At 55.2% G+C, this 14,583-nt stretch carries 13 protein-coding genes; 8 read left to right on the plus strand and 5 right to left on the minus strand.

What is annotated here, in order from left to right; genetic code table 11:
- The first annotated feature begins 47 nt into the window (after nt 1–47).
- From dnaJ to EOV40_RS01510, 7 genes are all read left to right on the plus strand, one after another.
- The gene (dnaJ, locus tag EOV40_RS01480) at nt 48–1,190 is read left to right on the plus strand and encodes a molecular chaperone DnaJ (RefSeq protein WP_128104839.1); all 1,143 of its coding nucleotides are present in this window, start codon (nt 48–50) and stop codon (nt 1,188–1,190) included.
- A 6-nt stretch (nt 1,191–1,196) separates the two neighbouring features.
- On the plus strand, nt 1,197–1,976 hold the full coding sequence (dapB, locus tag EOV40_RS01485) for a 4-hydroxy-tetrahydrodipicolinate reductase (protein WP_128104840.1): 780 nt from the start codon (nt 1,197–1,199) through the stop codon (nt 1,974–1,976).
- A gap of 189 nt (nt 1,977–2,165) precedes the next feature.
- Nucleotides 2,166–3,353, plus strand: coding sequence for a methionine adenosyltransferase (metK, locus tag EOV40_RS01490; protein ID WP_128104841.1), 1,188 nt, complete (start codon nt 2,166–2,168; stop codon nt 3,351–3,353).
- Between the two features lie 18 nt (nt 3,354–3,371).
- The gene (gene trmB, locus EOV40_RS01495; RefSeq protein WP_128104842.1) at nt 3,372–4,109 is read left to right on the plus strand and encodes a tRNA (guanine(46)-N(7))-methyltransferase TrmB; all 738 of its coding nucleotides are present in this window, start codon (nt 3,372–3,374) and stop codon (nt 4,107–4,109) included.
- Between the two features lie 98 nt (nt 4,110–4,207).
- The gene (purH, locus tag EOV40_RS01500) at nt 4,208–5,785 is read left to right on the plus strand and encodes a bifunctional phosphoribosylaminoimidazolecarboxamide formyltransferase/IMP cyclohydrolase (protein ID WP_003629724.1); all 1,578 of its coding nucleotides are present in this window, start codon (nt 4,208–4,210) and stop codon (nt 5,783–5,785) included.
- Nucleotides 5,786–5,906: 121 nt separating this feature from the next.
- Nucleotides 5,907–6,665: an OB-fold nucleic acid binding domain-containing protein gene (locus EOV40_RS01505; RefSeq protein WP_128104843.1), complete on the plus strand. Its 759-nt coding sequence runs from the start codon at nt 5,907–5,909 to the stop codon at nt 6,663–6,665.
- Nucleotides 6,666–6,795: 130 nt separating this feature from the next.
- The gene (locus EOV40_RS01510; protein WP_003623804.1) at nt 6,796–6,966 is read left to right on the plus strand and encodes a DUF1328 domain-containing protein; all 171 of its coding nucleotides are present in this window, start codon (nt 6,796–6,798) and stop codon (nt 6,964–6,966) included.
- A gap of 9 nt (nt 6,967–6,975) precedes the next feature.
- Here EOV40_RS01510 and EOV40_RS01515 read toward each other — a convergent pair whose 3' ends face one another.
- From EOV40_RS01515 to EOV40_RS01530, 3 genes are all read right to left on the minus strand, one after another.
- The gene (locus EOV40_RS01515) at nt 6,976–7,935 is read right to left on the minus strand and encodes a DMT family transporter (protein ID WP_128104844.1); all 960 of its coding nucleotides are present in this window, start codon (nt 7,933–7,935) and stop codon (nt 6,976–6,978) included.
- 221 nt (nt 7,936–8,156) lie between these two features.
- Entirely contained in the window at nt 8,157–10,217 is a 2,061-nt protein-coding gene (gene glyS / locus EOV40_RS01525) for a glycine--tRNA ligase subunit beta (RefSeq protein WP_128104845.1), read from the minus strand.
- A 4-nt stretch (nt 10,218–10,221) separates the two neighbouring features.
- Nucleotides 10,222–11,268 carry a glycine--tRNA ligase subunit alpha gene (locus EOV40_RS01530; protein WP_197687316.1) on the minus strand — a complete coding sequence of 349 codons (1,047 nt, stop codon included), beginning with the start codon at nt 11,266–11,268 and terminating at the stop codon, nt 10,222–10,224.
- A 75-nt stretch (nt 11,269–11,343) separates the two neighbouring features.
- Here EOV40_RS01530 and EOV40_RS01535 point away from each other — a divergent pair, with 75 nt between their 5' ends.
- On the plus strand, nt 11,344–12,180 hold the full coding sequence (locus EOV40_RS01535) for a DUF2076 domain-containing protein (RefSeq protein WP_128104846.1): 837 nt from the start codon (nt 11,344–11,346) through the stop codon (nt 12,178–12,180).
- Between the two features lie 41 nt (nt 12,181–12,221).
- On the opposite strand, the gene EOV40_RS01540 is transcribed toward EOV40_RS01535, so the two are convergent.
- Together EOV40_RS01540 and lnt are read right to left on the minus strand one after the other, a co-directional pair.
- A complete protein-coding gene (locus EOV40_RS01540) occupies nt 12,222–12,716 on the minus strand; it encodes a helix-turn-helix domain-containing protein (protein WP_080986739.1) in 495 nt (164 codons plus the stop codon).
- 163 nt (nt 12,717–12,879) lie between these two features.
- A complete protein-coding gene (gene lnt / locus EOV40_RS01545) occupies nt 12,880–14,526 on the minus strand; it encodes an apolipoprotein N-acyltransferase (RefSeq protein ID WP_128104847.1) in 1,647 nt (548 codons plus the stop codon).
- Nucleotides 14,527–14,583 lie beyond the last annotated feature (57 nt).

Below are 14,583 nucleotides of genomic sequence, written 5' to 3' on the forward strand. Positions count from 1 at the left end.
AATGCTGTGCTCATGCTTTAGAGGCAGCCCCCGACAAGAGGACTTCCATGGCCACTCAGCTCGATTACTACGCAATTCTTGAGGTTTCCCGAACAGCCACGGCTGATGAAATCAAGAAATCCTATCGCAAGCTGGCCATGAAGTATCATCCCGATCGGAACCCGGGGGATGATGCAGCAGAAGCCAAGTTCAAAGAAATCAACCAAGCCTACGATATCCTGAAGGACGAACAAAAACGCGCTGCGTATGACCAGTACGGCCATGCCGCGTTTGAAGGCGGTGGCCCTGGCCCCGGCGGGTTTGACTTTGGCGGTGGCTTTGGTGGCGGTGGTCTGGGCGATATTTTCGAACAGATGTTTGGTGACATGATGGGCGGTCGCCGTGGTGGCCGTGCACGCACTGGCAACGATATCCAGACCCATGTTGAAATCACGCTGGAAGAAGCTTTTACCGGCGTGAAGAAAGATGTGCGGGTCATTACCCGCGTGGCGTGCGAATCCTGTCACGGCACAGGTTCTAACGATGGCGCATCGGGCGTTGAAGTCTGCCCAAGCTGCCACGGTGCAGGCAAGGTGCGGGCGCAGCAGGGCTTTTTTGTTGTGGAACGCCCATGCCCAACCTGCCATGGCGCAGGCAAGGTGGTGAAAAACCCCTGCAAGGTTTGCCACGGCGAAGGCACAGTGGAAAAGGAACGCACGGTTGAAGTGCAGATTCCTGCCGGTGTGGAAGACGGCACGCGCATCCGTCTTTCTGGTGAAGGGGAAGCCGGAGGCAACGGTGTGCCGCCGGGTGATCTGTATATCCACGTTTCCGTTGCAGAACATGGCATTTTCCAGCGTGATGGTGCCAACATTTATTGCCGCGTGCCGTTGCGCATGGCGCAGGCTGCTTTGGGCACAGAAATTGAAGTGCCTGTTATTGATGGCTCCCGCACCAAGGTAAAAATTCCGGCCGGCACACAAACCGGTGCACATTTCCGCCTGCGCGGTAAAGGCTTCTCGGTTCTGCGCTCTACGGCCCGCGGCGATATGTACATTCAGGTTACGGTGGAAACGCCGCAAAACCTCAGCAAGCGCCAGCGTGAACTGTTGGAAGAATTTGAAAAAGAAGCCGGTGAGGATGTGAAGCAGAGCCCCGAACATACGGGCTTCTTCCGCCGCGTGCGGGACTTTTTTGAAGGGAAGGAATAAGTGCTCATGCGTATCGGTATTGCAGGCATAACGGGGCGCGTGGGCCGTTTGTTGGTGGAAGAAGTGCAGGCTGCAGGGGCAACCCTTTCTGGTGGCACAACACGTAAGCCAGAAGCCGCCAGTGGTCTGCCCCAAGGTGTGCCGCTGTTTAAGGATATGGCCGAATTAGCTGCCAACAGCGATGTGGTGATTGATTTCACCCACGCTGATACGGTTATCCCGAATGCACAGGCATTGGCCGCAGCAGGCACGGCATGGGTGCTGGGTACAACTGGCCTTTCAGCAGAGCAGCAGTCAGCCGTAAACAAAGCAGCAGAAAAAATTGCTGTGGTGCATGCTGCCAATTACTCCCCCGGCGTTACATTGGTGCAGCGTTTGGCGCAGATGATGGCACGTGTGCTGCCAGCAGACTCCTACGATGCTGAAATTGTGGAAATGCACCACCGGCAGAAAGTGGATGCGCCATCTGGCACGGCCTTGGCTATTGGTGAGGCCGTGGCGCAGGGGCGTGGTGTAAAGCTGGCAGACGTGCGTGAAAGTGGGCGTGATGGCCATACTGGCCCCCGCAAGGAAGGGGCTATTGGCTTTGCAGCTTTGCGCGGTGGGCAGATTGTGGGCGAACATGAAGTATTGTTCACATCAGCGGATGAGCAGATTGTTCTGGGGCACCGCGCCTTTGATCGGCGCATTTTTGCCACTGGTGCGGTGCGTGCCGCAAAGTGGGTAAAAGGGCACAAACCCGGCCTTTACAGCATGGAAGACGTGCTGGGCCTGCCCCCACTATAAGGCCAGCTTAAAGGGGCGGGCAGCGTCCGCCCCGCGTTGGGTGCAAGGCTGAAAACGGCGTTTCTTACTGGCCTGTTTGGCCAATACTCTTGACCGCTGCTTGCTATCCCTTCATACGACCTCGTCCCCCCTTTTTTAGGGCGGGCTTCTGTTTCCTTTTTCACAGTGCGTGGGGCAAACGGCACCATCATGCGTAAAGACGGCGATTTTCTGTTTACTTCGGAGTCTGTTTCCGAAGGCCATCCCGATAAAGTTGCTGACCGGATCAGCGATACCGTTCTGGACGCTTATCTTGCGGCAGATCCGGAAGCCCGCGTTGCCTGTGAAACGCTGGTAACCACCAACCGCATCATTCTTGCGGGTGAAGTACGTGGCCCATCTTCCGTTACATCGGACAAGCTGATTGAACTGGCGCGCGAAGCTGTCAAAGATATCGGTTACGATCAGGAAGGTTTCTCCTGGCGCCGTGCGGAAGCTGCCAATTACCTGCATGCGCAGTCTGCTGATATTGCAGTAGGCGTTGATAGCGCAGGTGAAAAAGACGAAGGCGCAGGCGATCAGGGGATCATGTTCGGGTATGCCTCGAACGAAACCGATACCCTTATGCCAGCTCCCATCTACTATGCGCACCGCATTCTGCATGAAATGCGTGATCTGCGCCGTGCGGGTGACCCGATTGTGGCAGGCCTGCAGCCGGATGCCAAAAGCCAGGTGACCCTGCGCTACGTCAATGGCCGCCCGGTTGGTGCAACCTCTGTGGTGATTTCCACCCAGCATGATGAAGGCATCAATCAGGAAGAACTGCGTGGCCGTCTGGGCCAGGTGGTTAAGAATGTGCTGCCAGAAGGTTGGGTGCCGCCGGAAAAAGAATTCTACGTCAACCCCACGGGTGTGTTCGTAATTGGCGGCCCGGATGGTGACTGCGGGCTGACAGGCCGTAAGATTATTGTGGATACCTATGGTGGTGCAGCCCCGCATGGTGGTGGTGCATTCTCCGGTAAGGACCCCACGAAGGTGGACCGTTCCGCAGCTTATGCCTGCCGCTATCTGGCTAAAAACGTTGTGGCCGCTGGTCTGGCAGACCGTTGCACCATTCAGCTTTCCTACGCCATTGGCGTGTCTCATCCGCTGTCCGTCTATGTGGATCTGGATGAAACCGGTAAAGATGTAGATGAAAACCGTCTGGGTGACGTGCTGCGTGAAGTGATGGATCTTACCCCGCGTGGTATCCGTAAGCACCTGCGCCTGAATCGTCCGATTTATGCTGTGACATCTGCTTATGGTCACTTTGGCCGCCAGCCAGATGCCAAGCTGGACACCTTTACGTGGGAACAGACCGATCTGGTTGATGCCCTGCGTAGCGCGCTGAACCGCTAAGTTTAGGGCGTTTTGTTCATGGCGGAGGCTAAAGGTTCGGCTGAAAATGGTCAGCCTGTGGTAGCAGATGTTAAACCCCCGCCGGAGCGGCTGTACGGCCGCCAGCGCGGGCATCCGTTGCGCCCCCGTCAGGAACGGCTGCTGGATGAAACCCTGCCGCGTATGCGCTTTCCGCTAGAGCGCGCGGCAGATCCGGCTTCTGTTTTTGGCCATAAGCCAGAACAGATCTGGTTTGAGGTTGGCTTTGGTGGTGGTGAGCACGTGCTTGCCCAAACCAATGCACACCCCGAAGTGGGGTATATTGCCTCCGAAGTTTTCCATAATGGTTTGTGCTCCCTGTTAAGCCGCCTTGTGCCGGTGGGGGAAGAAGCAACGGCTCCCGTGCCAGAAATGCTGCGGCTGTGGGATGATGACGCCCGGCAAGTGCTGAATGTGCTGCCCGATGCGTGTCTGGACAGGTTGTTCCTGATGTTTCCAGATCCGTGGCCCAAGGCACGCCATGCCAAGCGGCGCTTTGTGCATCCGCAAAATGTGGCGTTGGCCGCCCGTGTGCTTAAGCCCGGTGCCGTGTGGCGCGTTGCTAGTGATGATCCTACCTATCAGGCATGGGTGCAGGAAGTTATGGCAGCTCAGGATTACTTTGAAGCGCCAAAACCCGTTTTAACCCGGCCGGAAGGCTGGTTCCCCACGCGGTATGAGGCCAAGGCCATTGCTGCTGGCCGCCAGCCTATGTACTGGACATTTACCCGCCGCTAAGGCGGGTTTTGTCGTTTTTTACCCCTCGGCTGATGGTCTGCATGTGACATGTTGGGTCATCAGCCCGCATTACGTTTTTGCCATGCGAAAGGTCCGCCATGAGCCAGACGACGCTGCCTATCCGTCGTGCCCTTGTTTCTGTTTCCGATAAAACAGGTCTGCTTGATCTTGCCCGCGCTCTTGCGGCGCAGGGGGCAGAAATTCTTTCTACCGGGGGGTCTGCCAAGGCGCTGCGCGATGCAGGCATCCCTGTTACGGAAGTTTCGGATTACACGGGCTTTCCCGAAATTCTGGATGGCCGGGTAAAAACACTGGTGCCCAAAATCCATGGTGGCATTCTGGGCCGGCGTGATCTTCCTGCGCACGTGGCCCAGATGGAAGAACACGGCATTGGCCCGATCGATCTGGTGGCTGTCAATCTGTATCCGTTTGAAAAAACGGTTGCTTCTGGCGCAGATGCAGACACCTGCATTGAAAACATTGATATCGGTGGCCCTGCACTTATTCGCGCAGCCGCCAAAAACCATGCCCATGTGGTGGTGCTGACAGATCCGGCCCAGTATGAAGGGCTGATTGATGCGTTGGGTGATGGCGGTACCACGTTGGAAATGCGCCGTGCCTATGCTGGTGCTGCGTATGCCCGTACTGCTGCGTATGATGCCGCCATTGCTGCATGGTTTGCCAAGCAGGCTCAGCAGCCTTTCCCCGAACGCTTCATTATGGCTGGCCAGCGTGCGGAAATTCTGCGTTACGGTGAAAACCCGCACCAGAAGGCCGCTTTCTATCGTGATGGCACAGTGCGCCCCGGCGTGGCTACGGCACAGCAGGTGCAGGGTAAGTCTCTCTCTTATAACAACATCAATGATACCGATGCTGCGTTTGAGGCTGTTGCCGAATTTGATAGCCCGGCCGTTGTGATTGTAAAACATGCCAACCCTTGTGGCGTGGCTGTTGCACCTTCACTGACAGCCGCGTGGGATCAGGCTCTGCGGTGCGATCCGGTTTCTGCCTTTGGGGGCATTGTGGCCCTAAACCGCACGCTGGATGCGGCTACGGCAGAAAAGATTTCCACTATCTTTACGGAAGTGATTGTGGCTCCAGATGCGGAAGAAGATGCCAAGGCGCTTCTGTCTCGCAAAAAGAACCTGCGTCTGCTGCTAACCGGTGGCCTGCCTAACCCTGCGGCAGAAGGCATTGTGGTGCGTTCTGTAGCCGGTGGTTTTTTGGCGCAAACGCGTGATAACGGCCAGATCAGCCGTGAAGGCCTGAAGGTGGTGACAAAGCGCGCCCCTACGGAACAGGAAATGCAGGATCTGATCTTTGCATTCCGCGTGGCCAAGCACGTTAAGTCTAACGCTATTGTGTACGCCAAGGATGGCGCCACAGTGGGCATTGGCGCTGGCCAGATGAGCCGTGTGGATTCTGCGCGTATTGCGGCTTCCAAAAGTGGTGAGGCCGCAAAGGCTGCCGGGCAGGATACGCCGCTTACGCAGGGTTCTGTTGCTGCGTCTGATGCGTTCTTCCCGTTTGCAGATGGTCTGGAAACCATTGTTGCCGCTGGGGCCACTGCGGTTATTCAGCCGGGTGGTTCCATCCGTGATAACGAGGTGATTGCCGCAGCAGATGCCGCCGGTATTGCCATGGTGTTTACTGGTATGCGCCATTTCCGCCACTGACACGCTTTTCCCGCTCTTGCGGGAATGACAGTTCGTGGCAAAGAATAGGGCCACGAATCTCACGCAATGCTGTCCCCCGTGCACATATGGGCGGGGGCGGCGTTTCATAATCGGTTGGGCTATGCGCTATCTGCTTTCTTTGTCTGCTGCATTATTGGTGTCTTCCGTGGCTGTAGCCGCGCCAGCACATAAAACGCCTGCCTCCAAGGCAGAGTCCTTTTCTGCTCGGCAGACACACACAGAAAAGCAGGCAGATGGTGTATATGATCTTTCTGGCTTGCCTTCCTTTAGCGGTAAGGTCGCGCAGTTTCTGCCATCCCCTCATGGGGGTGTGTTTGGGCTGGTGCTGGAAGATGGCACGCAGGTTTTTGTTTCCCCAGAACAAACGCATGCATTGGCTGGGCTGGTTAAACCGGGGGATATTATTTCTATCCGCGGGTTAAAAGGCCGCACATTGCCTATTATTCGGGCGTTTGGAATTACCAGCCCGCGTGGCCGTGGCATGCAGGACAATTTTATTGCCATGCCCGTGCACTCTACTGAAATGATTGCTGGCCCGGATTTGGTGCTGCATGGCGAAATCTGGCAGCAGCTTTACAATGCCAATGGGGAACTTTCCGGTGTGATTTTGAAAGATCACTCCGTTATCTGCATTACCCCGCGTGAAGCTGCGCGTGTGGCTAATCTGCTTACACCGGGCCAAATGCTCTATGCTGTTGGCACAGGCAGTAGTGGTGAGCTTGGCACGGCCATTGATGCACGAGAAATTGGTACATCAGCCGAAAAAATGGTGGGTATTGCTGTGGGTGATGCGCCGCCACCCGGCCCACCTGCTGGCAGCCCGGCTTATGATATTATTCCCGGTGCAGAAGAACACTAAAGTCGCCCTATAGGCGTGCAGCGTAAGCGCAAAGTGGCAAGCAAACTGTTGCCGCTTTTGTGCGTTAGCCTTTCTACTACAGGTGACTAACAGTCATACGTGTTGACGTGTGGCGGAAGGGAGAAAGTAGATGGCTATTTTACGCTGGGTTCTGATTTTTCTAATTTTTGCCCTTCTGGCATCCATATTCGGGTTTTCTGGCGCGGCAGGCAACTTTACAGAAATAGCTAAAATTCTGCTGTTTGTGTTTGTGGTGCTGCTGGTAATCAGCCTCTTTTTTGGCCGTACACCCCGAACCTGATTTCAGCCTTTATTCAGATGTGTTGTGTGGTGTGCGGTGGGCTGCCGTGCACCACAGCACACCTGTTATCAGGCAGATAATGGCGCAAAACTCTACAAGACTGGGCCAGCGATGCGCCCATACAAAGCTGTAAAGCAGGGCAAACAGCGTTTCAAAAATAATCATTTGCCCGGAAAGCGTGAGCGGCAGCAGGCGGGAGGCTCGGTTCCATAACCCGTTGGCCACCACAGAAGCCAAAAGCGCCGTAGCACTACACACGCCCCAAAAACGTGCCCAATCTAGCCAGGCATGGGGCGCAGCATGCAAAACAAAGGCAGGAATAACCAGCACAAGAGCAAGTGCGCCGGTAACAACGCCTGTTAGCAGAGACCAGTCATGGTCACTCACGGTAGAGGTTTTTAACAGCCAGCGCGTGTTTTCAACGGCATATAATGTCCATGATGCCAAAGCCCCTACAGCACAAAGCAATCCAATAACTTGGGTAGAAAAAGCCACCGGGTGCGCCGGAGTGGCTGCTGCATGAGCTGTAAAACTGCGCGAGACAATAAGCAGAATACCAATAATACTAAGGCTCATGGGGGCAGCAATCTGTTTGATACGGATGCTACTGCCCGCCCGTATGCCCATAATCAGCACAGCAATGGGTAAAAACCCAATAATAAGCGTGGTTACAGGGCCGCCTACGGTTGTAATGGCAGTGGAAAGCAGAATGTAATACAGAACATTGCCCAGAATAGATAAGCGGATAAGCGCAATCCACTCGGCTTTTCCCAGAATGTTTTTAAGAATATTCCAACGGGGCAATAACAGGGCCAGAGAGATCAGACCATAAACAATGTAACGCCCGGCTGTCATTTGCAGAGATGTAAAATCATGCAGCAGCAGGGGAACAATAAATACAGTGCCCCATAACGCACCGCTTCCCATACCATTAAGCACACCAAGGGTGAGAGAGCGGGAAGATGTCATTTTATTCTACCATGCAAAAAACCGGAAAAGGCCAATTCCAGCTTTGTTTTGCCGGAGAAAGGTTCATGCCTGTCTAAAAGAGTATTGGGGCAGACACTATGCTTTTTGCAGGTATCAGCTACACGCCTGCGTGCAACGCATTGTGTGGGGTTTTTGCGGGCAGATTTAACGTGGCTTGCTGCGTTTACAGGCAGCAAGCCACGTTAAGATAATGTGGGTAATTACCCCTCAATCTGGCTGAAATCTGCAATCAGCCGCATCATACGTACAACGCGGGAAAGCAGCTTCAAGCGGTTTAGCCGCAGTTCTGGTTCTGGAGCATTTACCGTTACCACTTCAAAGAACTTATCCAACGGCTCGCGCAGGCTGGCGGCTTCGCGCATGGCATCGGTAAAGCGTTCGGCGGCAAAGTCCTTTTCTACGGCAGGTTCCACACGTTCCAGAGCGTCAAACAGGGCGCGCTCCTCATCCTGCGTGAACAGGGCGGGGTCTGGCGTATCTTCGTGCGGGCCGTCTTTCTTGTCTTCAATCCGCAGAATGTTGGCAGCGCGGCGCGTGGCGGCCAGCAGGTTTTTGCCGTCTTCTGTTTCCAGCATGTCCTGCAAGGCATGGGCACGGGCTAGTAGGCGCACGATATCCGTATCGGAATTATCAACGGAAATTGCGGCCAGACAATCATGCCGCGCCCCTTCAGAGCGTACCTGCACGCGCAGACGTTCGGCAATGAACTGCGGTAGCAGATCCAGATCAGGCGCATCTTGCAAATCGGCAGGCAGAGCTTCGGCTGCCAAAACAAACAGGCGCACCAGATCAAGCCGCAGATTGTTTTCACGGATCAGGCGGATAACACCCAAGGCTGCACGGCGCAGGCCGAACGGATCTCCCGAACCCGAAGGTTTTTCACCCGCAGCAAAGAAGGCTACCAGCATATCAATGCGGTCAGCCAGCCCCAGCACAACGGAAACCGGAGCAGTTGGCACCGAATCACCGGGGCCGCGTGGGGTGTATTGTTCGCTAATGGCCTGCGCTACGGCAGCACTTTCGCCGTCATGTTTGGCGTAGTAACCGCCCATCACACCCTGAAGTTCGGGGAACTCTCCAACCATGCCGGTTGTCAGGTCGGTTTTGCTTAGTTCAGCCGCGCGCTCGCAGTCGGCCTTGGGTGCACCCACCATGTCGGCCAGAATACCGGCCAGACGCACCATACGGCGTGTACGATCACCCTGAGAGCCCAAGCTGGCATGGAAGGTGATGGAATCCAGCGCCTTCAGGCGGGAAGCCAGCGTTTGCTTGCGGTCCAGATCCCAAAAGTGGCGGGCATCTGCAAAGCGGGCACGCAGCACGCGTTCATTACCGGTGACAATAAGCGTGCCATCATCTGCCGGAACAATGTTGGCCACAAAAGCAAAGCGCGGTGCAGCCGTACCATCGCTGTTGCGCAGGGCAAAGTAACGCTGGTTTACACGCATGGAAACCTGCATCACTTCAGCAGGCAGTTCCATAAACTGCGCATCAATCTGGCCAAGGAACGGCACAGGCCATTCCACCAGCCCGGCCACTTCGTCTACCAACCCGGCATCTGGCACAATCTGCAGCCCTTCGGAGGCCGCCAGAGCGTTCAGGCCTTCTGTAATGGTTTTGCGGCGTTCAGCAGCATCCACCATTACGTGGCGGTCATGCAGGGTTTTCCGCCATTCCGCAGCGCTGGAAACAGCCACAGCACCGGGGTTGAGGAAGCGATGGCCCTCTGTAAGGTTGGTAGCCACCAGATTGTGCCCGTTATCTTCACCCTGAGCGAGGGAGAAAGGCACGGTTTCACCATCCAGAATGCACAGAATGCGGCGCAGCGGGCGCACCCATGTAAAGCTGCTGCCAGCCCCCCAACGCATGGATTTGGGCCAAGGGAAGCGCCGCAGCAGATCAGGCAGCACAGCCGCAATATGGGCCTGTGCGCTTACGGCTGGTTCTTCACGCTCCAGAATCCAGAACCCGTTCTGCAATGTGAGCGCATCGCGCGTTACGCCGTGCTTGCGGGTAAACCCATCCAGCGCCTTGTCTGGCGCGCCCTCACGCGGGCCGCGTTCAGAAACCGTGCGGCCGGGTACAGTGGCATCAATGTTCAGGCTGGCGGCAATACGGCGTGGGCCAGTGGCCGCCACGGCATTTTGCGGGTGAAGAGGGGCCAGAGCTTCTGTCAGCAGGCGTAGGAGGTTTTCTCCTGCCTGACTTTGCATGCGGGCCGGAATTTCTTCAGAGAACAGTTCTATCAGCAGTTCGGGCATTATCTTACTTGTCCTCGCCAGCCAGCCAGGTTTCACAGCATAGCTTGGCCAGATTACGCACTCGGGCAATATAGGCAGCACGTTCGCTCACGCTGATAACGCCGCGCGCATCCAGCAGATTGAACAGGTGGCTGGCCTTCAGGCACTGGTCATATGCAGGCTGGGCCACGCCGGCTTCTGCCAGTGCCACGCTTTCTTTTTCTGCATCTGTAAAGTGCTGGAACAGCAGGTCTGTATTTGCCAGTTCAAAATTATGGCGGGAATAATCTTTCTCGGCCCGCAGGAACACATCACCGTAGGTCAGGCCCGCGCCGTTGTAATCCAGATCGTACACGTTCTCTACGCCCTGCACATACATGGCCAGACGTTCCAGACCGTATGTCAGCTCGGTAGAAGGCAGGGTTACGGGAATACCGCCAACCTGCTGGAAATACGTAAACTGCGTGACTTCCATACCATCACACCAGACTTCCCAGCCAAGGCCCCATGCACCGATGGTGGGGTTTTCCCAGTCATCTTCCACAAAGCGGATATCGTGCAGTTCTGGGTCAATCCCGATGGCGCGGTAGCTGTCCAGCAGCAGTTTCTGGCTTTCTTCTGGCGTGGGTTTGAGCAGAACCTGATACTGATAATAGTGCTGCAAGCGGTTTGGGTTTTCCCCATACCGGCCATCGGACGGGCGGCGGCAAGGCTGCACATAAGCCGCTTTCCACGGTTTGCTGCCAAGGGCGCGCAAGGTGGTGTGGGGGGAAAGAGTGCCCGCGCCAATTTCCTGATCATAGGGCTGGAGAATGGCGCATCCCTGTTTGGACCAGAACTGGTGAAGGGTCAGGATAAGATCCTGAAAGGAAAGAGGCCGCTCAGTGGGGCGGGGAGACGCCGGGTCCATGATCAGGGTGCTACTCCGGTAGGTTACGTTATAATGCAGCTCATACATGCTGCGTGCGGGCACACCATACAGCCCCATGCGCCGAACCGGAAGAGAAGGCAGGCCATGGTGCAATTCTTCCTGCGCAGGGCTTCTTGCATCGCGCTTGTATCCGCGCCACATCTTGGACAGAGTGTTGGCGTAAAACAAAGGCTATAGCCGCCAGTGTTAGCCCCCAAAGGGCAGGGAAGGTATGGGATGAATAACGACGAACGCGATCTGATCGAAAAATTCTTTGCGCGTGTAAGCGGCGCACCACAGGGCGGTTTTGCCAGTGTGCCCTCTACGCGGCCCAACCTGCCCCCGATAGACCCGGAGGCAGACCAGTTTATTGCGCAGGAATTCCAGAAATATCCGGAAGCGCGCTATCGCATTACCCAAATGGCGGTTGTGCAGGAAGCCGCACTGGTAGAAGCGCAAAACCGTATTCAGCAGCTTCAGTTCCAGTTGCAGCAGGCCCAGCAGGCTTTGCAACAGGCACAGCAGCAGCAGGGCGCCGGGCAGCAGAAATCTGGTGGTTTCTTTAGCGGCCTGTTTGGCGGCGGGCAGAATGCACAGCCACAACCGCAGCCAACGGCGGCTCCTCCGGGTTGGGGCGGTCGTCCTGCAGCAGCGCCCATGCCGCCGCAGTATCAGCCGCAGCCCATGCCGTATGGTATGCGCCCCTCCATGTTTCAGGGCGGTTCCGGCTTTTTGGGCAGCGCGCTTTCCACAGCTACAGGTGTTGCTGGCGGCATGATGGCTGCCAATGCGCTGACCAGCCTTTTCAGCGGGCATCATGATGCCGGTGCAGCAGGTGGTGATGCAGGCTGGGGCGGTGGTGCAGCCCCCACGGAAACCATTAACAATTACTATGGTGATGCAGGAGCAGGAGCAGGAGCAGGAGCTGGAGCAGCGGGCGCAGATCCGTTTGGCGGTGCTGGCACCAGCGCAGACCCCAACTTTGACGCGAACAGTTCTGACTGGGGCGGCGATGCCGGAGACGCTGGAGATGCCGGTGGAGACTGGGGTGGCGGAGATGATCAGAGTTTCTGATCGACCTCATTTACAAAGGGCGGCTTTAAGGCCGCCCTTTTTTATTTGGTCCCACTCATTGTTTGCATGAGTTCGAGAATTTTTTGGCGCATTTGGGCATCTGGAATACTGTAATATGCGCGCACCAGTTCCAGTGTTTCCTGATTTTTGAAAATATTTTTTGTATCTGTTGTAGAAGTTACAGGAACATTTTTATCCGATATTGTGCCAAAGCTTTTACGTGTTTCCGAAAAGTGCGCATGTTTGTTGGAAACAGCTTCAGCGGGATACATATCATCAAAAAAGAAGTTGATCGGCACATCCAGCGCGCAGGCAATATGGTACAGCCGTGATGCACCCACACGGTTTGCGCCACGTTCATATTTCTGGATCTGCTGGAAGGTAATTCCCAAAGCTTCTCCCAGTTTTTCCTGAGAGAGGCCTAGCAGTGTGCGGCGTAGTCTTATGCGTTTGCCAACATGGGCATCAATGGCAGTGGCAGCAGCATGAGACTGGATCATGGTGGTGTCGATCGGTTCGTGCTCCGTGTGTTTCACGCCTCGAAACTTTTCATGCTTTCATGAAATGAGATGCTCAAGAAGATTAATATTTTATAAAGATGTTAGTCATTTCCTCCAAAAGAAAAACAGTGCAGACACCTGTTTAAAAAGGAACTGCGTCATAAAATTAAAAAATGATGAACTAGTAATGAATAAAAAGTTAGATTTTATTGCGCCGGAGAGGGGCTCCAAGCATTAGCAACGCACAGCATAGTAAAGGAACAGTTTGCCCGTAATGCCCGAAAAATGTGCGGGGCAGCGCAGCAGGTACAGCAGAAACAAGTACTCCTGTTTTGTCCCACCCCAATTTGGAAAGAAGATGGCCTCTACCATCAAACGCGGCAGAAATACCTGTATTGGCAGCTCTGACTATGGGCAACCCTTCTTCTACAGCCCGCAAGCGCACGGATTCCAGATGTTGGCGTGGGCCTGCACTATTACCAAACCAGCCATCATTCGTCACATTAGCCAACCAGCGCGGACGATCATGAGGGTTGGTGACATCGCCTGAAAAAATCACCTCGTAACAGATTAACGGACCAACAGGTGGAATGTTGGCTAAATGCCATGTTTGTGGGCCCGGCCCAGCAGCCAATCCGCCTTGTGGTACAATCTGCAACGGAATGAAGGAGGGTTGATACTCTCCAAAAGGTACAAGGCGTGCCTTGTCATACACAGCACTTACGGCGCCATCGGGCGCCAAAGCTAAAACGGAATTGCGGTAACGCCCATTATCATCCTGGCGAAGTGCTCCAATAATTCCTGCATCAGCCCCCAGTGCCCAGTCCATAATAACTTCGCGGGCTTTGGGCGTATCCTGCAACAGATCATAGCCGGGAAAAGAGGTTTCTGGCCATAAAAACACAATAGGGCGGTAAGGTGTGCCAGAAGCTGCCTGCTGAATCTGAATTTGCCGCGCCTGCTGCACACCTTGGGCTGTAAGGCGCAGGTAATGCAAAAAGATATCTCTTGGGCGTAACCTGCCTACTTTTTCAGTTTCCGGCACATTGCCTTGCACCATAACAGCTATTGGGCCGGATTCTCCTTGGGGGTGAATGCTGTAAAAGCGTGCTGCCCCAACACCAAGCCAAAGCGCACAGGCCGCGAGACTGCCCACGTAAATTCTACGCCGCGCTGCAGATGAGCAGCACGGTGTTGCTGATTGCGGTGTAAATGGCGTGTGCAGGTGTAGGCTGTCTAATAAGGCGCTCCCGCATAACAGGCTTACCAGTACAAGCGCCAAAGTCAGCCCGTCTTCCCCCATCCATGCAGCAGGTTGAATGAGCAGGTCCCCAACAGGGCCGGGTATGGCAAGGCAACTGCCCAGTGCATTCCACGTAAAGCCGCTGAATAAAAATGTGCGGCCCATATCAAACACTGTCCACGCACCGGCAAAAAATGCCAAACGGCGCAGTCCCGCAGGTACAAGCAGGCTTAACGCGGCTGGTGCGCCTACCATTGGCGCAAGAATGAGAGCACACCCCATGGAAGGGAAGGGTACAAACCACCAGAACTCATCCGCGCGGATGAGCACCGCATTAACCAGCCAGTAAAGCCCTGCGGTGTAAAAGCCAAAGCCAAACAGGCAGCCAGCCCACGCCGCGTGTTTCCAGCTTGTTGTGGTGTTGAGTATCCGGCCCAGTATGCCAAAGGTTAGCAACAAAATAGGTAAAAAATGCAAAGGGGGTAGAGCCAGCGCAGAAAGAGCGCCAACCCCCAGCATAAACCCCATAAAACGCCAATTTTCCCGCCAGCACCGGCGCAGGCGGGTATGCGCCGTTTGAAAAAACGCGGGCAGTTTTACCACGGCGCAAACCTTAGCTTACTGACTGACAGAAAAAGAAAACGGACGTTGAAAAAGCTG

This window comes from Acetobacter oryzoeni (genome assembly GCF_004014775.2).
In the GTDB taxonomy this organism is placed as follows: domain Bacteria; phylum Pseudomonadota; class Alphaproteobacteria; order Acetobacterales; family Acetobacteraceae; genus Acetobacter; species Acetobacter oryzoeni.

What these genes read in the sequence shown, in the direction of transcription:
- trmB (WP_128104842.1), top strand. Translation starts at nt 3,372, where the DNA reads ATGGCGGAGGCTAAAGGTTCGGCTGAAAATGGTCAGCCTGTGGTAGCA.
- metK (WP_128104841.1), top strand. Translation starts at nt 2,166, where the DNA reads ATGCGTAAAGACGGCGATTTTCTGTTTACTTCGGAGTCTGTTTCCGAA.
- purH (WP_003629724.1), top strand. Translation starts at nt 4,208, where the DNA reads ATGAGCCAGACGACGCTGCCTATCCGTCGTGCCCTTGTTTCTGTTTCC.
- glyS (WP_128104845.1), bottom strand. Translation starts at nt 10,217, where the DNA reads ATGCCCGAACTGCTGATAGAACTGTTCTCTGAAGAAATTCCGGCCCGC.
- EOV40_RS01510 (WP_003623804.1), top strand. Translation starts at nt 6,796, where the DNA reads ATGGCTATTTTACGCTGGGTTCTGATTTTTCTAATTTTTGCCCTTCTG.
- EOV40_RS01535 (WP_128104846.1), top strand. Translation starts at nt 11,344, where the DNA reads ATGAATAACGACGAACGCGATCTGATCGAAAAATTCTTTGCGCGTGTA.
- dnaJ (WP_128104839.1), top strand. Translation starts at nt 48, where the DNA reads ATGGCCACTCAGCTCGATTACTACGCAATTCTTGAGGTTTCCCGAACA.
- EOV40_RS01505 (WP_128104843.1), top strand. Translation starts at nt 5,907, where the DNA reads ATGCGCTATCTGCTTTCTTTGTCTGCTGCATTATTGGTGTCTTCCGTG.
- EOV40_RS01530 (WP_197687316.1), bottom strand. Translation starts at nt 11,268, where the DNA reads ATGTGGCGCGGATACAAGCGCGATGCAAGAAGCCCTGCGCAGGAAGAA.
- EOV40_RS01515 (WP_128104844.1), bottom strand. Translation starts at nt 7,935, where the DNA reads ATGACATCTTCCCGCTCTCTCACCCTTGGTGTGCTTAATGGTATGGGA.
- dapB (WP_128104840.1), top strand. Translation starts at nt 1,197, where the DNA reads ATGCGTATCGGTATTGCAGGCATAACGGGGCGCGTGGGCCGTTTGTTG.